At 73.1% G+C, this 19772-nt stretch carries 17 protein-coding genes; 15 read left to right on the top strand and 2 right to left on the bottom strand.

What is annotated here, in order from left to right; genetic code table 11:
- Positions 1-20 precede the first annotated feature (20 nt).
- Positions 21-1238: a GTP pyrophosphokinase family protein gene (locus ACGGZK_RS04645; RefSeq protein ID WP_395245091.1), complete on the top strand. Its 1218-nt coding sequence runs from the start codon at positions 21-23 to the stop codon at positions 1236-1238.
- A gap of 108 nt (positions 1239-1346) precedes the next feature.
- Positions 1347-1910: a hypothetical protein gene (locus ACGGZK_RS04640; protein ID WP_395245090.1), complete on the top strand. Its 564-nt coding sequence runs from the start codon at positions 1347-1349 to the stop codon at positions 1908-1910.
- Positions 1911-1938: 28 nt separating this feature from the next.
- Here ACGGZK_RS04640 and ACGGZK_RS04635 read toward each other — a convergent pair whose 3' ends face one another.
- Complete coding sequence (locus tag ACGGZK_RS04635) at positions 1939-3525, bottom strand: MFS transporter (RefSeq protein ID WP_395245089.1); 1587 nt, start codon at positions 3523-3525, stop codon at positions 1939-1941.
- Between the two features lie 210 nt (positions 3526-3735).
- Between ACGGZK_RS04635 and ACGGZK_RS04630 the strand changes: the two genes are divergently transcribed.
- The 3 genes from ACGGZK_RS04630 (at position 3736) to rlmN (ending at position 7287) form a co-directional block, all read left to right on the top strand.
- Positions 3736-4629, top strand: coding sequence for a hypothetical protein (locus tag ACGGZK_RS04630; RefSeq protein ID WP_395245088.1), 894 nt, complete (start codon positions 3736-3738; stop codon positions 4627-4629).
- Positions 4630-4999: 370 nt separating this feature from the next.
- Entirely contained in the window at positions 5000-5851 is an 852-nt protein-coding gene (locus ACGGZK_RS04625) for a serine protein kinase RIO (protein WP_395245087.1), read from the top strand.
- Between the two features lie 167 nt (positions 5852-6018).
- Complete coding sequence (rlmN, locus tag ACGGZK_RS04620) at positions 6019-7287, top strand: 23S rRNA (adenine(2503)-C(2))-methyltransferase RlmN (protein WP_395245086.1); 1269 nt, start codon at positions 6019-6021, stop codon at positions 7285-7287.
- Between the two features lie 13 nt (positions 7288-7300).
- Here rlmN and ACGGZK_RS04615 read toward each other — a convergent pair whose 3' ends face one another.
- A complete protein-coding gene (locus ACGGZK_RS04615; RefSeq protein WP_395245085.1) occupies positions 7301-8779 on the bottom strand; it encodes a hypothetical protein in 1479 nt (492 codons plus the stop codon).
- Between the two features lie 132 nt (positions 8780-8911).
- Between ACGGZK_RS04615 and ACGGZK_RS04610 the strand changes: the two genes are divergently transcribed.
- The 10 genes from ACGGZK_RS04610 (at position 8912) to cobA (ending at position 19751) form a co-directional block, all read left to right on the top strand.
- A complete protein-coding gene (locus ACGGZK_RS04610; protein ID WP_395245084.1) occupies positions 8912-10336 on the top strand; it encodes an MFS transporter in 1425 nt (474 codons plus the stop codon).
- A gap of 19 nt (positions 10337-10355) precedes the next feature.
- Positions 10356-11072 (top strand): sirohydrochlorin chelatase, encoded by a 717-nt coding sequence (locus ACGGZK_RS04605; RefSeq protein WP_395245083.1) that lies wholly within the window; start codon positions 10356-10358, stop codon positions 11070-11072.
- A 155-nt stretch (positions 11073-11227) separates the two neighbouring features.
- On the top strand, positions 11228-12979 hold the full coding sequence (locus ACGGZK_RS04600) for a nitrite/sulfite reductase (protein WP_395245082.1): 1752 nt from the start codon (positions 11228-11230) through the stop codon (positions 12977-12979).
- Entirely contained in the window at positions 12976-13719 is a 744-nt protein-coding gene (locus ACGGZK_RS04595; RefSeq protein WP_395245081.1) for a phosphoadenylyl-sulfate reductase, read from the top strand. The genes ACGGZK_RS04600 and ACGGZK_RS04595 overlap by 4 nt, the downstream gene beginning before the upstream one ends.
- The gene (gene cysD / locus ACGGZK_RS04590) at positions 13716-14636 is read left to right on the top strand and encodes a sulfate adenylyltransferase subunit CysD (RefSeq protein ID WP_395245080.1); all 921 of its coding nucleotides are present in this window, start codon (positions 13716-13718) and stop codon (positions 14634-14636) included. Before ACGGZK_RS04595 ends, cysD begins: the two co-directional genes overlap by 4 nt.
- A complete protein-coding gene (locus tag ACGGZK_RS04585; protein ID WP_395245079.1) occupies positions 14636-15985 on the top strand; it encodes a sulfate adenylyltransferase subunit 1 in 1350 nt (449 codons plus the stop codon). The genes cysD and ACGGZK_RS04585 overlap by 1 nt, the downstream gene beginning before the upstream one ends.
- A gap of 55 nt (positions 15986-16040) precedes the next feature.
- Positions 16041-17126, top strand: coding sequence for an ABC transporter substrate-binding protein (locus ACGGZK_RS04580; RefSeq protein ID WP_395245078.1), 1086 nt, complete (start codon positions 16041-16043; stop codon positions 17124-17126).
- A 3-nt stretch (positions 17127-17129) separates the two neighbouring features.
- Positions 17130-17873 carry an ABC transporter ATP-binding protein gene (locus ACGGZK_RS04575; RefSeq protein WP_395245077.1) on the top strand — a complete coding sequence of 248 codons (744 nt, stop codon included), beginning with the start codon at positions 17130-17132 and terminating at the stop codon, positions 17871-17873.
- Positions 17863-18810: an ABC transporter permease gene (locus tag ACGGZK_RS04570; RefSeq protein WP_395245076.1), complete on the top strand. Its 948-nt coding sequence runs from the start codon at positions 17863-17865 to the stop codon at positions 18808-18810. Before ACGGZK_RS04575 ends, ACGGZK_RS04570 begins: the two co-directional genes overlap by 11 nt.
- Positions 18807-19751, top strand: coding sequence for a uroporphyrinogen-III C-methyltransferase (gene cobA / locus ACGGZK_RS04565; RefSeq protein WP_395245075.1), 945 nt, complete (start codon positions 18807-18809; stop codon positions 19749-19751). The genes ACGGZK_RS04570 and cobA overlap by 4 nt, the downstream gene beginning before the upstream one ends.
- Positions 19752-19772 lie beyond the last annotated feature (21 nt).

Below are 19772 nucleotides of genomic sequence, written 5' to 3'. Positions count from 1 at the left end.
CGACGCACTAGCCTGCCCCTGTGGACGCGCGGGAGCAGGAGGAGCAGGCCGTCGTCGCGGAACTCGCCAGGTACGACCGCGAGCTGCGGCAGTACCGCAGGCTCCGCGGCCGGATCGCGGCCGACTTCGCCCGGCGGCTCGAAGCCGCAGGTTTCAAGTACTTCCACGTCTCGGCGCGCGTGAAGTCGCGGGACTCGTTCGAGCGCAAGGTGCGCCGGGCGCCCGACCGCGAGGTGCGCGACATCCTCGGCCTGCGCGTCGTCGCGCACTTCGAGGGCGACCTGCCCGCCATGGAGCAGGTCGTGCGCGAGGCCCTCATCGTCGACGACGACTCGTGGGTCGACAAGTCGGAACTCCTCCCGATCGACGCGTTCGGGTACCGATCGGTGCAGTTCGTCGGCCGGATCCCGGGATCGATCGCCTCGACCGGCACCGCCCCGCACCCGATCGTGACCGCCGGCACCCTCACCGTCCCGGACGGGGACGCGGACGCGCCCTCCGACGCCCCGCAGGTCGAGGTGCAGCTGCGCACCGCGCTGTCCGACACGTGGTCGGAACTCGAGCACGACTTCCGCTACAAGTCCGCCCGCCAGCTCCCCCGCGAGGTCGACCGGCTGTTCGCGCTCTCGGCGGCGCTCCTCGAGCAGGCCGACGACAACCTCGACCAGATCCGCCGGCAGGTCGAGGAGGCGCGCACGCAGGGGCCCGCGCGGGCGGACGGCGGCGAGCGCGGCTACATCGGCCGGTTCGTCCAGTACGACGGCGACTCCCGCACGCTCGACCAGGTGCTCACCGCGGCGCTCGACGTGCCGTTCGGCGCCGTGACGGGGTCGGGGCGCGAGCTCCGAAGCGTCGTCCGCGCCGCGGGATGGCACCGGTACGAGGCGCTCGCCGAGGGATTCGCCGAGTTCTCCGAACTCGGCCGGCGCCTGGCGATCGCGTGCGCCCGCACCACGAACGACATCCTGCTCACCGACGCCGAGCCGCAACGACCGGCGCGGTCGTTCCGCGGCATCGGCACGTACTGGACGGCGCTCGCGGCCGCCCTCGTCGGCGGCGCGCCGGTGCCCGAGAGTCGCGTCCCCGACGGGCGGCTCGCCGAGTACCGGGAGGTCGCGACGTACCTCTACGCGCATCCGGATGCCTCGGCCCTCACGGTGCGCACCCGGTACGAAGCCGTCGCAGCGCCGGCCGGCACCGTCGACGACGCGGCGTTCACGCCGATCCGGCTCGACTGAGCGGGCCGCTCGGGCAGCGATGACGACCCGATGATCCCACCGCGGGCGCCCCCGCGCCTCAGCGCTGTCCCGGATCATCGACGGAAGGCCGCCCGCTACCGTTGGCCCATGGCCCGTCCCGACCTGCGCCGCGCTGCTGCGGCCGCCCCGCTCCTGCTCGTGCTCGCGCTCGGCCTGGCCGGGTGCACCGTCGGGGCGCCCGTGGCATCCGAACCCGCTGAACCGAGCCCGGCGCCCGCCGCATCGGCCTCGGAGACGCCGGACGCGTCGCCGAGCGAGACGCCCGCGATCGCCGCGACCTGCGACACGGTCCTGACGCCCGAGGCGTACGCCAAGCTCGCGGCGGACGGCCTCGAGCCGATGCCGTTCACGCCCTTCGACCCCGTCGAGGTCCGCATCGCCGACGCGGGCGGATTGACCTGCTCGTGGGGCAAGCCGCAGACCGACCTCGTCCTCGCGGTCGCCCAGGTCCCGACCGGCGCCGACGAGGCGGCCTGGGCCGCCGCCCTCGCGGACGGCGGGTACACGCAGACCGACGACCCCGTTCCCGGGGCGTACGTCGGCCAGCCCGATGCCGCGAACGGCATCGCCCCGGTCGCGATCCTCGCCGACGGCAGGATCACCTTCGTGAGCGTCCCCGCATACGCCGGCTCGGTCAGCCCCGTCGGCTGACCGGCGACGGTCGCCGTGCTCGCCGGCGCTATCCGCCGAGCACGCCCTCCGCGGCCGACGACGGCTTCGGATCGGGCGCCCGCCGCATCCGCAGCGCGTTGAGCACGCCGAGCAGGCCCGCGATGATCGGCACCAGCAGCGCGACCTGCAACGCGAACGGCCGCGCCTCCGTGTTGATGCGGATGATCTCGTCCTGCACGTCCTCCGGCTGGCCGACGAGCAGCTCCTCGAGGGTCGTGTTCGACATGAGCTGCGCGTTCTCCTCGAGCCCGGCCGCGACCTGCGACTTCTCCTGGTCGGAGAACACCGTGCTCGCATCCGACTGCGCCGTGAAGGTGAACGCCAGCGTCGCGAGCATGATCGCGCCCGCGAACGCGAGGCCGAACGACAGGCCGAACGAGCCGGCCGCCGAGTTCACGCCCGCCGCCTCGCTCACGCGCTCGTCGGAGATCGGCGACAGCGTGTAGTTGTTCAGCTGCGAGACGAGGAGGCCCAAGCCGGCACCCGTGACGATGAGCGGCAGCGTGAGCCACCAGCCGGAGTCGGCGCGCGGCACGATCGGCAGCAGCACGACGAGCCCGATCACCGCGAGCGTGAAGCCGATGAGGATGAGCGTGGCCGGGCGGCGCTTTCCCGAACGACGGCCGGCGAGGATCGCGACGGCGAACATGCTGAGCGACAGCGGCGCGATCGACAGGCCCGCCTCGAGGGCGTTGTACTCCAGCACCATCTGCAGGTAGATCGGCAGCACGATCATGGTGCCGCCGAGCGCGATCTGCTGCAGCAGCTGTCCCCGAGCGCCGTACCGGAACAGCTTCGACTCGAACAGGGCCGGGTCGAGCAGGGTCGGCTTGCCGCGGCGCTTCCGCGAGACCAGCCACCAGACCAGCGAGACGAGGCCGACGACGCCGACGGCGATGAGCGCCAGCACGGGGCCCTCGCCCTCCTGCCAGACGAGGATGCCCAGCACGACGCCGCCCATGCCGATGACGGAGAGCAGGGCGCCGACGAGGTCGATCGAGCGGTCGCCCGTGTACGGCACGTCCTTCACGAGTCCGATGCCGAGCAGCACGACCGCGATGATCACGGCCTCCAGGGCGAAGCCGACGCGCCACGAGAGGAACGTCGTGATGAAGCCGCCGAGCAGGGGGCCGACGGCGGCGGCGATGGCGGCGGATGCCCCGACCAGCGCGTACACGCGCTTCTGGTGCTCGCCCTCGAAGTTGCCGTGGATGAGCGACTGCATCGACGGCAGCAGCAGGGAGGCGCCGATGCCGCCGATGACGGCCCAGAAGATGATGATCGCGTTGAGGTCCTGTGCGAAGACCATCGCAATCGCGCCGACCGCGTAGCCGAGCAGGCCGAGGATGTAGGCGAGCTTGCGCCCGATGAGGTCGCCGGTCTTGCCGCCGATGAGGATGAACGCGGCCGAGACGAGCGCTTCGAGCGCGATGGCGCCCTGGACTCCGCTGACCGTCGTGTCGAGGTCCTTCACCACCGCGGAGATCGACACGTTCATGAGCGACGTGTCGACCACGAGCACGAACATGGCCATCGCGAGCAGAATCGCGAGCTTGCCGTTGAATGGCGTCGGAACGCCCTGATCCCCCGTCATGCACGAACACAACCACATCCGCGTCCGTCGCGATAGGGGCGCGCCGCAGACCAGCCCCCGCGAGTGTCCAGTTCCCGCGGGCCGCGCAACGCCCAGTCGATGCGAACTGGACACTCGTCGGCTCCTCCACAGGGGAGAACGGGTGGCGGTGCGGCGCTGGGGGGCCGCGGGCGGCCTCCGCGGCGGTTCGGTCTCGGCGACGCTGGGCGGATGACCCGTGCCGCACCGCTCCCCGACGAGTTCGCGTGGGCGCCGTTCTCCGTCGCCCGGGCGACGGAGCGAGGCATCCGACCGCACCGACTCCGCGCGCGCGATCTCGCCGCGCCGTTCCGCGGAGTCCGCTCGGGCTCGGCGCCGGCGACCCTGGCGGAGTGGTGCGACGCGTACGCGCCCCGTCTCGGCGAGCACCAGCTCTTCAGCCACGCGACGGCGGCCGGCCTCTGGGGGCTGCCGCTTCCGACGGGGCATCCGCTCCCCCTCCACGTCGCGGCGACGGCGGGCCGGGAGCCGCGGGCGGCCGGCGTGGTCGGCCATCGTGTCGACGCCGCACGCATCGTGCCTCGCCGCGTGCGCGGACTGCCCGCCGTATCGGCGGCGGATGCCTGGTGCCAGGTCGCCGGCTCGCTCTCGCATCGCGACCTGGTCGCGGCCGGGGATCGCCTGCTCGGGTGGCCGCATCCGCTCGTCGCCGAGGAGGTGCTCGACGAGGCGATCGCCCGCCACGCCGGTGGCCGGGGCGCGATCGCACGACGGAACGCGCGACGGGACATCCGACGCGGGGCCGCATCACGGCGTGAGACCCTGCTGCGGCTCGACGTGATCGCCGCGGGACTCCCCGAGCCCGAGTGCAACGGCCGGATCGAGCTGGCGCCCGGACTGGTCGTGTTCGGCGACCTCGTGTTCCGGCGGTGGCGGGTACTCCTCGAGTACGACGGCGACCATCACCGGACCGACGCGCGCCAGTTCGCCCGCGACGTCGATCGGCTGAACGCGCTCGCGGCGCACGGATGGATCGTGGTCCGCGCCAGGTCGGGCATCGCCACCGCTCACGCGATCGCCGACGCCGCCCGCGCGCTCCGCTCGCGCGGCTGGCGCCCCGCCTGACCCGCGCCGCGCTGCTTCGCGCCGCGCGAGTGTCCAGTTCCTGCGCCCGATGCGGCTGCGCATCGGCATGAACTGGACACTCGTCGGCGGGCGGGGTGGGGCGCAGTGGGTGGCGGGGCGGGCTGCGGGGGCGGGCAGCCGTGGTGCGCCCGAAGGGGTGGCGCGCACCGCGCGCCGGGCGTATGCTCGCCGGTGGCCGCGGATCCGCGGCATCCGGAGCACCGCACGAAGGGAGAGCACGATGAACGCCGTCATTGTCGAGCGCATCGCAGACATCCTTCCCTTCGAGGCCGCCCGCCCGTAGCGACGACCCGGCAGCACGCCGGCGCCGGGCCCGCATGGTGGCCTCCTGTATCCGGAGACATCCACCGTGACCATCACGTCATCCGCGTCCTTCGACGCATCCGCCCTCGCGTTCGCGACACACGAACCGGGCGACGACCAACGCTGGTCGACCTGGCCGGCGACCACCCCTTCCGAGCGCGGGCCGCAGCCTCGGCCCGACTGGGTCGTGACCTCCGCAGCCGCGATCGACACCGAGCTCGGCGTCGTCAAGAGCGGCAAGGAGGCCGACCTCTTCCTCATCGAACGCGCCGTGCCGGATGCCCCGCCCGGCGCCGTCGGGCAGTCGACGCTGCTCGCCGCCAAGCGGTACCGGGGCCGCGAGCACACCGACTTCACCCGCTCGGAGGTCTACACCGAGGGCCGTGGCACGCGGCGCAGCCGCGACGTGCGCGCGGTCGCCAAGGGCACCACGTTCGGCCGCGAGGTGGCCCGCGTCCAGTGGGCGATGTCCGAGTTCGAGGCGCTGTGCCGGCTCACCGAGCTCGGGGCATCCGTGCCCTACCCGGTGCAGGTGAGCCAGACCGAGGTGCTCATGCAGTTCATCGGCGACGGCCGCGTGGCAGCTCCCCGGCTCGCGCAGGTGCGGGCGGATGCCTCGGAGCTGCGCGACCTCTTCCACCAGGTCGTCGGCTTCATGCGGATCCTCGCCCGCGGCGGGCTCACCCACGGCGACCTGTCGCCGTACAACCTGCTCGTCGACCGCGGCCGGGTGGTCGCGATCGACCTGCCGCAGGTGGTCGACGTCGTCGCGAACCCGAACGGGTTCGACCTCATGCACCGCGACTGCGTCAACGTGTGCGCGTGGTTCACGCGGCAGCGGCTCGAGTGCGACCCCGAGCAGCTCTTCGGGGAGCTCGTGGGCGAGTCGCCCTGGTGACCCCGGTGGTTGAGTAGCGAGCGCAGCGAGCGGATCGAGACCGGGGCGAGGGTCTCGATACGGCCGCGGGCGGCCTACTCGACCACCGGGAGGCGTCGCGGGCGGCTACTCGACCACCGGGTTGAGGCGTCCAGCGGATGCTCGGGTCGGGCGCGTACCCTGATGGGATGCCGACCGACGCCTCCGAGCCATCCGACACGACCGGCGTCCGTCGCACCCGCCCGCGCCAGGTCCGCCCGGCGACCGAGGGCTGGCAGCAGCAGAAGGGCGCCGACGGCCGCCCGCTGCTCCAGTTCGCGTCGCCGAAGCGCGGCAAGCCGCCGGTGCACCTCGCCGACTGGAAGCCCGAGGAGTGGAAGGCGAAGGCCGAGGAGCTCGGCGTCCCCGCGTTCCGCCTCAAGCAGGTCGCGCGCCACTACTACACGCGCTGGACCCACGACCCGGCCGAGATGACCGACCTGCCCGCCGAGGGCCGCGAGGAGCTCGTGCACGGCCTGCTGCCGGCGCTGCTGACCGAGGTGCGCCGCCTCGAGACGGATCGTGGCGACACGATCAAGTTCCTCTGGAAGCTGCACGACGGCGCCCTCGTCGAGTCGGTGCTCATGCGCTACCCCGGTCGCATCACGCTGTGCGTGTCGAGCCAGGCCGGCTGCGGCATGAACTGCCCGTTCTGCGCGACCGGCCAGGCCGGCCTCACCCGCAACATGTCGGCGGCCGAGATCGTCGAGCAGGTCGTGCGCGCCAACCAGGTGATCGCGTCGGGCCAGCTCGGCGGCAAGCGGTCCGACGACCACAGCCAGGAGCGCGTCTCGAACATCGTGTTCATGGGCATGGGCGAGCCGCTGGCGAACTACTCGCGGCTCATGCAGGCGGTGCGCACCATGGTCGCGCCGTCGCCGAACGGCCTCGGCATGTCGGCGCGCAACGTGACGGTCTCGACCGTCGGCCTGGTGCCCGCGATCGAGAAGCTCGCGAACGAGCACATCCCGGTGACGTTCGCGCTCAGCCTGCACGCGCCCGACGACGGGCTGCGCGACGAGCTCATCCCGGTGAACTCGCGCTGGAAGGTCGACGAGGCGCTCGACGCCGCCCGCGCCTACTTCGACAAGACCGGCCGGCGCGTGTCGATCGAGTACGCCCTGATCAAGGACATGAACGACCACGCCTGGCGGGCCGACCTGCTCGCGCAGAAGCTCAACGACCGCGGCCACGGCTGGGTGCACGTGAACCCCATCCCGCTGAACCCGACGCCGGGTTCCATCTGGACGGCGTCCGAGGTCGAGGTGCAGCAGGAGTTCGTGCGGCGCCTCGAGGAGCAGGGCATCCCGACGACCATCCGCGACACCCGCGGCAAGGAGATCGACGGGGCGTGCGGCCAGCTCGTCGCCACGGAAGAGGACGAGGCGGTCGCGGCCGCGACGCCGCTCGAGGTCTAGCGAGGCGGATGCCTCAGTTCGACCGGATGCGTCGGCGGCGCGCCTGGCCGGCGACGACGAGCAGCGCGCCGAGGAGCACGCCGCCGGCCGCGCCCGTGATCGCCGGTCCGGCGTCCACGCCCGTGGCCGCGAGCGGGCACGAGGTCGAGCCCGCGGTGGGCGTGCACGGCACGGGCGTCGGGGCCGGCGTGACGGTGAGCAGCATCGGCTCGCTCGCCACCGGGTCGAAGAACGCGCTCGTCGCGACGAGCCGGTACAGCGTGCCCGAGTTCGCCAGCAGTCCGTCAACGGCGAGGGTCTCGCCATCGGCGCCGGGCACGTCGACCCAGGTCGTGCCGCCGTCGGCGCTGGACTGCCACCGGATCTGCTGCCAGAAGTCGTCCGCGGTCGCGGTGAAGGTGGCAGCGGTGCCCTCCGGCACGGTCTGGTCGCCGCCGCCCGTCACGGTCGGGCGGGTGAAGACGAGCAGTTCGTCGCTGCCGCCGCTGGTGGCGTAGAGCCGGTGCGAGACGCCCGCGTCATCGCTCGACACGGCGACCGATTCGACGTTGTCGCCGATCGGCACGCGAGCGGCCGACGGCGTGGCCGTCGTGTAGTCGATGGCGATGATGCCGCCCGTGAGGCAGGCGAGGTAGCCGCGTGCGCCGTTCGGACTCGCATCGGCGAGCCGCGGACCGCAGTCGACGGGCGTCGTGGTGACGGCGCCGCCCGGCGGCGTGAACGCCGACAGGGATGTCGGGGTGCCCGAGTTCGAGCTGATGACCCGGTCGACGGCACCGACGTAGGTGACGCCCCACGGCAGGTCGCCGGTCGGCGTGAACACCCCGGTCGAGAGGGTGCCGTCGGCCGCCACGTCGACGGCCTGCACGCCGCCCGCGGGCGCGGCGACGTACTGCGTGAAGAACGCGGTCGAGCCGTCGGCCGAGACCGTCACGCCGCGCGAACCGTTCGGCAGCGAGATGGTGCGCGGCGGAGCCGTCGGGTCGGCCGTCGAGAACTGGTACTGCGGATTGAACAGCGTCGCCGCGTAGACGTAGTCGCCGTTCGGGTCCGCCGTCAGGTCGACGAAGCCCCCGCCACCGGTGATGACCGTGGGCGCGGGCGCGCCGCCGGCGATGAGGTCGGCGGCCGGGTACACGAGGATCTGGCCCGGGTTGTAGAACGAGACCCACACCTGGGTGCCGTCGGGGCTGACCTGCACCGCGGTCGGGTTGAAGGCGGCCGCATCGCCGAACGTGATGACGTCCAGCTCCGTGAAGGACGTGGAGTCGTAGACGCGCAGGTCGGACTCGCCGCCGTCGCCGCGCGAGATGACGAACACGTACGCGTCGTCGGGTGTGGCGTCGACGTCGATGGGGTAGCGGCCGCTCGGCACGGCGAGGTAGGTCTCCGCCGGGTCGGCCTGCGCGGGGGCCGCGCCGATCCCGATGCCGGCCACCACGAACGCCGCCGCGATCGCGGCGGCGCCGATTCCCCTGACGCGTCGCTGCATCCCCATCCGATCCCTCCCCCTTCGGCGGTCGCGCCGCCTCCCGGCATCCTCCCACGTAACCCCCGAAGAGGGTAGGCGGGGGGCGGGGCATCCGCTCCCTGTCGTTCACCTCGCGGGACTAACGTTCCATGCATGACCGACCGCAACGACGGGGCCGCCCTCACCGCCCCTGCCACCGCGAACACCGGCGCGATCGCCGCGATGGGCCTCGACCTCCAGGAGGGGCGCGAGATCCCGCGGAAGCAGGTGTGGGCGTGGGCGATCTGGGACTGGGCGACGCAGCCGTTCAACTCGGTCATCCTGACGTTCGTCTTCACGGCGCTCTACCTCACGAGCGACGCGTTCCTCGACCCCGCCGTGGCCGCGCTCGGCGAGGGCGACCCGGCGTACGAGCACGCCCTGTCGGAGCTCGCGAGCGGGCTCGGCTGGGCGATCACGATCGCGGGCCTGCTGATCGCGCTGCTCGCGCCGGTGCTCGGCCAGCGGGCGGATGTCTCGGGCCGCCGCAAGCTCTGGCTGGCCGGGTCGACCGCCGCCCTGGTGCTGTGCATGGCCGCCCTGTTCTTCGTGCAGGGGCAGCCCGCGTACTTCGTGCTCGGGATCTCGCTCATCGCGGCGGGCACCGTGTTCAGCGAGATCGCCGGGGTCAACTACAACGCGATGCTCGTGCAGGTCTCGACGCCGAAGACGGTGGGCAAGGTGTCCGGCCTCGGCTGGGGCCTCGGCTACATCGGCGGCATCGTCGCCCTGGTGCTCGTCGTCGTGGCCACGCAGTTCGACTGGTGGGGCATGCCGACCGACGACGGGCTCGTGTACCGGGTCATCGCCGTCGGCTGCGCGGTGTGGACCGTGCTGTTCGCGTGGCCGGTGCTCGTCTGGGTGCCCGAGGCGCCTCCGGCGCCCCGCCGCGAGAAGGTCGGCTTCTTCCGCAGCTACGCGGTGCTCGTGCGCGACATCGTCGCGCTCTGGAAGGGGTCGCGCCCGACGTTCTGGTTCCTGCTCGCGAGCGCGGTCTACCGCGACGGCCTCGCGGGCGTCTTCGCGTTCGGTGCGGTGATCGCGGCGGTCGGCTTCCACTTCACGTCGAACGAGGTGCTGATCTTCGGCATCGTCGCGAACCTCGTCGCGGGGATCTCGACGATCCTCGCGGGCCGGTTCGACGACCGGTTCGGCGCGCGGGCGGTCATCCTCTTCTCGCTCGCGGGCCTCGTCATCGCCGGCCTCACCGTGTTCTTCTTCCACGACGCGGGCAAGATCGTGTTCTGGGTGTTCGGGCTGGTGCTGTGCTGCTTCGTCGGGCCGGCGCAGGCGGCGTCGCGGTCGTTCCTCGCGCGGGTCACGCCGGCCGGCCGCGAGAGCGAGATCTTCGGCCTCTACGCGACGACCGGGCGGGCGGCGAGCTTCCTGTCGCCGCTGCTGTGGTCGGCGCTCATCGCGTGGTTCGGGGCGACGTACTGGGGCATCCTCGGCATCGTGCTCGTGCTCGCCGCGGGCCTCGTGATGATGTTCTTCGTCCGCGTCCCCGAGCGGACGCCGGCGGGTGGCATCCGCGCCTGAGCCCGGTGACAATGGGGGCATGACGACCCCCGCGCTCCTCGGCATCTCGCACGGCACCGCCTCCCCCGAGGGGCAGGCCGCGGTGCGGGCGCTCGTCGACGCGGTCGCCGAGCGGCTGCCGGGCACGACCGTGCGACTCGGGCACGTCGACGTGCAGCAGCCCGACGTCGCGGCGTCGATCGACGCGCTCCCGGCGGGCGAGTCGATCGTGCTGGTGCCCCTGCTCCTGTCGGCGGGGTACCACGTGCACGTCGACCTGCGGGAGGCGACGGCGGCGCACCCGCACGTGCAGATCTCAGCGGCCCTCGGGCCCGACGGGCGCCTCGCCGACGTGCTGGCCGCCCGGCTCGCGGAGGTCGGGCCGACCGACGACGACGCCATCGTGCTCGCGGTCGCGGGCTCGAGCGACGAGCGCGCGGTGGTCGACTGCCGGCGCATGGGCGATCTCCTGGCCGACCGGCTCGGCCGGCCGGTGACGGTGGGCTTCCTGTCGGCGGCGGAGCCGCGGCTCGCCGACGCGGTCGCGCAGGCGCGGTCGGATGCCCCGGGCCGGCGCGTGGTCGTGTCGAGCTACCTGCTCGCGCCCGGCTACTTCCAGGACCTCGCGGCGGCGGGCGGCGGCGACGTGCTGACGCGTCCGCTGCTCGACGCCGACGAGCCCGCACCGGCGCTCGTCCAGGTCGTCGTCGACCGGTACCTCGCATGCCTCGATGCGCCCGTCGCGTCAACCCTGTGACGGAATCTTTCACTCTGCGTCGCTCGATGACGGAGCGTTGCGGCCTCTGACGCCCTCGGCGTGACGCATCCGGGGGCCTCGCCTAGCGTCGACCCAGTCGACTGGGCAGCCCCGTCGGCACCGGCATCGTCCGGACGACGGAGGGAGGGCTGACTGTGACGCTGAGTGACACCGAGACGCGCGAGGCGGACGCGCGGCCCGAGGCATCCGCCCGGCCCGAGACGAGCCGCGTGCGCCCGTCGCGATCGACGAAGCCCAACGGCCAGTGGAAGGTCGACGGCACCGCCCCGCTCAACGGCAACGAGGAGTGGAAGCAGGTCGACGACGGCCTCAGCGTGCGGGGCCGCATCGAGGAGGTCTACTCGAAGGGCGGCTTCGCCTCGATCGACCCGACCGACCTGCACGGCCGGTTCCGCGTCTGGGGCCTCTACACGCAGCGCAAGCCCGGCATCGACGGCGGCCGCACCGCGACCCTCGAGCCGCACGAGCTCGAAGACGAGTACTTCATGCTGCGCGTCCGCATCGACGGCGGCCAGCTGACCACCGAGCAGCTGCGGGTCATCGCCGGCATCTCGACCGAGTTCGGCCGCGACACCGCCGACCTCACCGACCGGCAGAACATCCAGCTGCACTGGATCCGCGTCGAGGACATCCCCGAGATCTGGCGCCGTCTCGAGGCCGTCGGGCTCCAGACGACCGAGGCGTGCGGCGACGTGCCGCGCGTCGTGCTCGGCTCGCCCGTCGCCGGCATCGCCGCCGACGAGCTCATCGACCCCACGCCGCAGATCGACGAGATCACGAGCCGGTTCATCGGCGACCCCTCGCTCGCGAACCTGCCGCGCAAGTTCAAGTCGGCCATCACCGGCCACCCCAGCCAGGACGTCGTGCACGAGATCAACGACGTCGCGTTCGTCGCCGTCGAGCACCCGACGCTCGGCATCGGGTACGACCTGTGGGTCGGCGGCGGGCTCTCCACCGCGCCGCGGCTGGCCGAGCGGCTCGGCGTGTTCGTGACGCCCGAGCAGACGGCCGAGGTCTGGCACGGCGTCGCCCAGATCTTCCGCGACTACGGCTTCCGCCGCCTGCGCAACCGCGCCCGCCTGAAGTTCCTCCTCGCCGAGTGGGGCACCGAGAAGTTCCGCGAGGTGCTCGAGACCGAGTACCTCGGGCACGCGCTGCCCGACGGCCCGGCTGCGCCGACGCCGTCGACGCCCGGCGACCACGTCGGCGTGCACCGCCAGAAGGACGGCCGCTTCTACGTCGGCGTCACGCCGATCGTCGGCCGCGTGTCGGGCCCGACGCTCGCGGAGGTCGCCGACGTCATCGAGGCGCACGGCTCGGCCCGCCTGCGCACCACCCCGCACCAGAAGCTCGTCGTGCTCGACGTCCCCGAGGACCGCGTCGACTCGCTCGTCGCCGCTCTCGACGCGCTGGGCCTGCAGGCGCGCCCGAGCCTGATCCGCCGCGGCACGATCGCCTGCACCGGCATCGAGTTCTGCAAGCTCGCCATCGTCGAGACGAAGGCGTACGCGACGGCCGCGGTGCTCGAGCTCGAGGACCGCCTCGCCGGCCTCGACCTGCCGCACCCGATCAGCCTCCACGTGAACGGCTGCCCCAACTCCTGCGCGCGCATCCAGACCGCCGACATCGGCCTCAAGGGCCAGCTCGTCACCATCGACGGCGAGCAGGTGCCCGGCTACCAGGTGCACCTCGGCGGCGGGCTCGCCTCCCAGGACCGCGACGAGGCCGGGCTCGGCCGCACCGTGCGCGGCCTCAAGGTCGCCGCCGACGGCATCGCCGACTACGCGGAACGCGTCGTGACCCGCTTCCTCGCCGACCGCGACGCGGCCGCCGACGAGACCTTCGCCCAGTGGGCGCACCGCGCCGACGAGGAGGCCCTCCAGTGAGCGTCACCCTCGCACCCCGCGCCGCGGTCAAGCGCTCGCACGACGAGCTGCGCGCCATCGCCGAGCGCGGCGCCGCCGAGCTCAACAGCCTCGCCGAGGGCGAGGCATCCGCCCAGGCCGTCGTCGCGTGGGTCGCACGCGAGTTCGGCACGGATGCCGCGGCCGTCGCGTGCTCGATGGCCGACGCCGTGCTCCCCCACGTCGTCGCCGGCGACCTGCCCGGCGTCGACGTGCTGTTCCTCGACACCGGCTACCACTTCGCCCAGACCTACGAGACCCGCGACGAGGTCGCCCGGGCGCTCGACGTGCGCATCGTCGACGTGCTGCCCGAGCAGACCGTCGCCCAGCAGGACGCCGAGTTCGGCGCCGAGCTGTTCTCGCGCGACCCGGGCCTCTGCTGCGCGCGCCGCAAGGTCGCCCCGCTGCAGGATGCGCTGGCCGGGTACGAGGTGTGGTTCACCGGCGTCCGCCGCGAGGAGGCGCCGACCCGCACGAACACCCCGCTCGTGCAGTGGGACGAGCGGAACGGCCTCGTGAAGGTCAACCCGCTCGCCGCATGGACGTTCGACGACCTGCTCGACTACGCCGGCGCCTTCGGCGTGCCGGTGAACCTGCTCATGTCGCAGGGCTACCCCTCGATCGGCTGCGAGCCGTGCACCAAGCCGGTCGCCGCCGGCGAAGACCCCCGGTCGGGCCGCTGGGCCGGCCTCTCGAAGACGGAATGCGGGCTGCACCTATGACCGAGCAGATCCTGACCCGGCCCACGAGCCTCGACACGCTCGACCTGCTCGAGGCCGAGGGCATCCACATCATCCGCGAGGTCGTCGCCGAGTTCGAACGGCCCGTGCTGCTGTTCTCCGGCGGCAAGGACTCCGTGGTGGTGCTGCACCTCGCCGCGAAGGCGTTCTGGCCGGGCAAGGTGCCGTTCCCGGTGCTGCACGTCGACACCGGCCACAACTTCCCCGAGGTGCTCGCGTTCCGCGACGAGACCGTCGAGCGCCTCGGCATCCGCCTCGAGGTCGCCCGCGTGCAGGACTACCTCGACGACGGCCGGCTCCAGGAGCGCGCCGACGGCACCCGCAACCCCCTCCAGACGCTGCCGCTGCTCGACGCGATCGCCGCGGGCCGCCACGACGCCGTCTTCGGCGGCGCCCGCCGCGACGAGGACAAGGCCCGCGCCAAGGAGCGGATCATCTCGCTCCGCGACGAGTTCGGCCAGTGGGACCCGCGCAACCAGCGCCCCGAGCTGTGGAGCCTGTACAACGGCCGCCACACCCCCGGCCAGCACGTGCGCGCGTTCCCCATCTCGAACTGGACCGAGCTCGACGTGTGGCGGTACATCGAACGCGAGGGCATCGCGCTGCCGCCGCTGTACTACGCGCACGAGCGCGAGGTGTTCCGCCGCGACGGCATGTGGCGCGGGATCGGCGAGTTCTCCGAGCCCCGCCCGGGCGAGGCCGTCGAGCGCCGCCTCGTGCGGTACCGCACCGTCGGCGACATGAGCTGCACCGGCGCGGTTGAGTCGGATGCCTCGGACGTCGCGGCCGTCGTGCGCGAGGTCGCCCAGTCCACCCTCACCGAGCGCGGCGCGACCCGCGCCGACGACCGGATCTCGGAGGCCGCCATGGAGGACCGCAAGAAGGACGGGTACTTCTGATGACGGATGCCACGACCGCCGTGACGGGCCTCGAGACGGCTCGGCCGACGGGGACCACACTCTTCCGCTTCGCGACCGCGGGCTCCGTCGACGACGGCAAGTCGACGCTCGTCGGCCGCCTGCTGCACGACTCGAAGGCGATCCTCGCCGACCAGCTCGAGCAGGTCGCCCGCACGTCCCGCGAGCGCGGCTTCGGCCAGGGCACCGGCTTCGACTTCGCGCTGCTCACCGACGGCCTCCGCGCCGAGCGCGAGCAGGGCATCACGATCGACGTCGCCTACCGCTACTTCTCGACCGGCCAGCGCAGCTTCATCCTCGCCGACTGCCCGGGCCACGTGCAGTACACGCGCAACATGGTCACCGGCGCGACCACGGCCGACGCCGTCGTCGTGCTCATCGACGGCCGCAAGGGCGTGCTCGAGCAGACCCGCCGGCACCTCGCGGTCGTCGCGCTGCTGCGCGTGCCGCACGTCATCGTCGCGGTGAACAAGATCGACCTCCTCGGCTACGACGAGCAGGCGTTCGCCGGCGTCGCCGCCCAGGTGCGCGAGGTCACCGCCGAGCTCGGCCTCGGCGACGTGCACGTGCTGCCCGTCTCGGCGCTTGAGGGCGACAACGTCGTGGACCGCTCGGCGAACACGCCCTGGTACGACGGCCCGGCCCTCCTCGAGCTCCTCGAGGCGCTGCCCGCGATCGACGAGCTCGAGACCGAGTTCGACGCCTTCCGCCTCCCGGTGCAGCTCGTGCTGCGCCCCCAGGGCGGCCTGACGCCCGAGCTCGCCGCCGACGCCGCGACCGCCGAGGCGTACCGCGACTACCGCGCCTTCGCCGGCCGCGTGGCCTCCGGGCGCGTGCGGGTCGGCGACCGGGTGCAGGTGTTCCCCTCGGGCATCGAGACCACCGTCGCGGGCATCGACGTCGCCGGGGCATCCGTCGACGAGGCGACCGCCCCGCAGTCGGTCGCGCTGCGCCTGGCCGACGAGGTCGACGCCGCGCGCGGCGCCGTCATCGGCGGCGCCGGCACCCTGCCGGTCGGCCGCCGCGAGATCGACGCCGAGCTGTTCCAGCTCGACGCCCGGCCGCTCGCGCCGGGCGCGCGCGTGCTCGTGAAGCACGGCACGTCGACGGTGCAGGCGCTCGTCGCCTCGGTCGAGTCGCGCCGCGACCTCGACACGCTGGCGCACGTGCCCGCCGACGCCCTGCAAGTCAACGAGATCGGGCGCGCGACGCTCCGGCTCGCGGCCGACCTGCCCCTCGAGTCGTACGAGGCGAACCGGTCCGCCGGCTCGTTCCTCGTCATCCACCCCGCCGACGGCGCCACGCTCGCCGCGGGGATCACCCACGCCTGAACCGACCCGGCCAGGCACCCACCCGTTCACACGACCCGCGAAGGAGGCGAAGCCCGTGAACACCCGCACCATCCGTACGACCCTGTCGATCACCGCCCTTGGAGTCACTGCCATGATGCTGGCCGGCTGCGCCTCCGCGTCGGGCAGCGCCACCGAGGCGGGCGAGGCGGAGACCAGTGCCGCGACCGAGCTGCGACTCGGCTACTTCGCCAACGTCACCCACGCCCCCGCGCTCGTCGGCCTCGAGGAGGGCCTCTTCGAGGACGCCCTCGGCGACGACACGACGCTGACCACCCAGGTATTCAACGCCGGCCCGGCAGCCATCGAGGCGCTCACCGCCGGCGCGATCGACGCGACCTTCATCGGGCCGAACCCGTCGATCAACACGTTCATCCAGTCGGCCGGGGCTTCCGCCCGCATCGTCGCCGGCGCCGCGACCGGCGGCGCCGCGCTCGTCGTGCGCGACGGCATCGACTCGCCCGAGGACCTCGCGGGCACCACGCTCGCGACGCCGCAGCTCGGCAACACGCAGGATGTCGCGCTCCGCGCCTGGCTCGCCGACGAGGGCTACGAGACCGACACCTCGGGCGGCGGCGACGTGAACATCACGCCGACCGAGAACGCGCAGACGCTGACCCTGTTCCAGCAGGGCGGCATCGACGGCGCGTGGCTGCCCGAGCCCTGGGTCTCGCGGCTCATCGTCGACGCCGGCGCGCACGTGCTCGTCGACGAGGCCGACCTCTGGGACGACGGGAACTTCCCGACGACCGTGCTGCTCGTGAACGCCGACTTCCTCGCCGAGCACCCGCAGACCGTCGAGGCGCTCCTCGAGGGCCACGTCGCCTCCGTCGCCTGGCTCGACGAGCACGCCGACGAGGCCGCCGACGTCATCAACGCGAAGCTCACCGAGGACACCGGCAAGGGCCTCGACGAGGCCGTCATCGACCGCGCGCTCGAGCACGTGACCTTCTCGGTCGACCCGCACGCCGAGACCTTCGAGACGCTCGTCGCCAACGGGCTCGAGGCGGGCACGCAGAAGGACGGCTCGATCGACGGCCTCTTCGACCTGCGCCTGCTGAACGAGCTGCTCGCCGCCGACGGCGCCGAGCCGGTCTCGGCCGGCGGCCTCGGCGAGGAGTAACCCATGACCGGCCGCACCGCGATCCGCATCGAGCACGTCAGCAAGCGCTTCGGCGCCGGCCCCGTGGTGCTCGACGACGTGAACCTCGACATCGCCGAGGGCGAGTTCGTGTGCCTGCTCGGGGCATCGGGGTGCGGCAAGTCGACCCTGCTCAACCTCATCGCCGGGCTCGACCGGGTCTCGTCGGGGTCGATCACGACGCCCGACGAGGGTTCGGCCGTCATGTTCCAGGAATCGGCGCTCATGCCGTGGCTCACCGCCGGGCGCAACGTGGAACTCGCGTTGCGCCTGCGCGGCGTGCCGCGCGCGAAGCGCCGGGCGCAGGCACTCGAACTCCTCGACGTCGTGAACCTGGCCGACGCCGCCGAGAAGCGGCCGCACGAGCTGTCGGGCGGCATGCGCCAGCGCGTCGCCCTCGCCCGCGCGCTCGCCCAGGACCGTCCGGTCCTCCTGATGGACGAGCCGTTCGCCGCGCTCGACGCCATCACCCGCGATCTCCTCCATGAGGAGCTCGAACGCGTCTGGCGCCAGACCGGCCGCACCATCGTCTTCGTCACACACAATGTCCGCGAAGCCGCGCGGCTGGGGCAGCGCGTCGTCCTCCTGTCGAGCCGCCCCGGCCGCGTCGCGGGCGAGTGGCGCATCGCCGACACCGAGGGGCGCCGCATCGAGTCGCCCGAGGTCGCGGCGCTCTCGATCGAGATCACCGACCAGCTGCGCAAGGAGATCCGCCGAAATGCCGCGTGACGACGTGATCGTCGAGGCGCTCGACGAGTGGACCCCGGGGCGCGGCGCAGCCGCACCGTCCGCCGGACATTCCGATGCCGACCTCCGCTCCCTCGAGGCCGGCCTCGACCGGCTCCAGACCGACGTCGAGCAGCGCCCGAGCCTCTGGCGCCGCTTCACCACGAGCGTGCTGCCGCCGATCGTCTTCCTCGTCCTGCTCGTCGTCGCATGGCAGGCGTACATCGTCATCGCCCAGCCGCGGCCCGACATCTCGCCGGGCCCGCTCGACGTGCTCGCCGCGTTCCAGCAGGGCTGGGAGTCGGGGCGCATCCAGGAGGCCGTGTTCACGAGCCTCGAGCGCGGCGTCGTCGGCTTCCTCATCTCCGTCGCGATCGGCACGCCGATCGGCCTGCTCCTCGCCGAGGTGCGCCCGCTCCGCCGCGCGGTCGGCCCGCTCATCTCCGGCCTGCAGGTGCTGCCGTCGGTCGCCTGGGTTCCCGCCGCGATCATCTGGTTCGGGCTCACCGACGCCACGGTCTACTTCGTCGTGCTGATGGGCGCCATCCCGTCGATCGTCAACGGCCTCATCTCCGGCGTCGACCAGGTGCCGCCGCAGCTGCGCCGGGTCGGCACCGTGCTGGGCGCCGGCCGCGGGCAGCTGGCCACGCTCGTCGTGCTGCCCGCCGCCCTGCCCGGCTACGTGGCGGGCCTGAAGCAGGGCTGGGCGTTCTCATGGCGTTCGCTGATGGCCGCGGAGATCATCGCCGTGGGCGGTACGATCGGGTTCGGCCTGGGCTCGATGTTGCAGCAGTCGCGCGAGCTCGCCGACCTCGCGGGAGTGCTGGCCACGATCATCACGATCCTCGCGATCGGGATCCTCATCGAACTGGTCGTGTTCGCTCCGCTCGAGCGACGGATGCTCCGTCGCCGAGGCCTGCTCCTGGGAGGTGCCCGATGACCGCACGAGACATCCGTGCCGCCGCCGCGCAGCCGGGAGCCGCCGCGCAGCCGGGCACCGTCACGCAGCCGGGAGCCGCCGCGCAGCCGGGCACCGTCACGCAGCCGGGCACCGTCACGCTCGTCGGCGCAGGCCCCGGCGACCCCGGCCTGCTGACCATCCGCGGCCTCCGCGCCCTCGAGCGCGCCGACGTCATCGTCGCCGACCGCCTCGGCGCCCGCGCGGTGCTCGACGGCCTCGCCGCCGAACGCGGCGCTCCGCTCGACGCCGAGGTGATCGACGTCGGCAAGGAGCCCGGCCACCACCCGGTTCCGCAGCACGCCATCAACGAGCTCCTCGTCGAGCTCGCCCTCGCCGGCAAGCAGGTCGTGCGCCTCAAGGGCGGCGACTCGTACGTGTTCGGCCGCGGGGTCGAGGAGGTGCTCGCGTGCCGCGAGGCCGGGCTCGACGTCGAGGTCGTGCCGGGCGTCACCAGTGCGGCATCGGTGCCGGCGGTCGCGGGCATCCCGCTCACCCATCGCGGCGTCGCCACGGCGTTCACGGTCGCCACCGGCCACGAGCAGATCCGCGCGATCGGCGGCGGCCGCGACCACACCGTCGTCCTCCTCATGGGCATCAACACCCTCGCGAACGCGGCCATCACCCTCGCCCGCGGCGAGCGCGGCGGCGACTGCCCGGTCGCGATCGTCGAGGACGGCTACGGCCCGCGCCAGCGGGTCACGGTCGGCACGCTCGACACCATCGCGGTGCAGGCGGCGCGGCGGGGCATCCGCTCGCCCGCGGTCGTCGTGGTCGGCGACGTGGTCGCCCTGAGCCCCTACGCGCCCGAGGCGCTGTCGTCGCCCGAGGCCGTCTCCTCGCCCGAGGCCCGCTCCTCGCCCGAGGCCCGCTCCTCGCTGGGCGCGCTGCCCGAACCCCTCCAGGCTTCCGACTCGTTCTGAGCCGAACCGCTCGCCGGCCGG

The sequence above is a fragment of the Agromyces sp. MMS24-K17 genome, assembly GCF_043950245.1.
Lineage (GTDB): Bacteria > Actinomycetota > Actinomycetes > Actinomycetales > Microbacteriaceae > Agromyces.
This window is presented reverse-complemented; position numbering and strand designations above follow the sequence as displayed.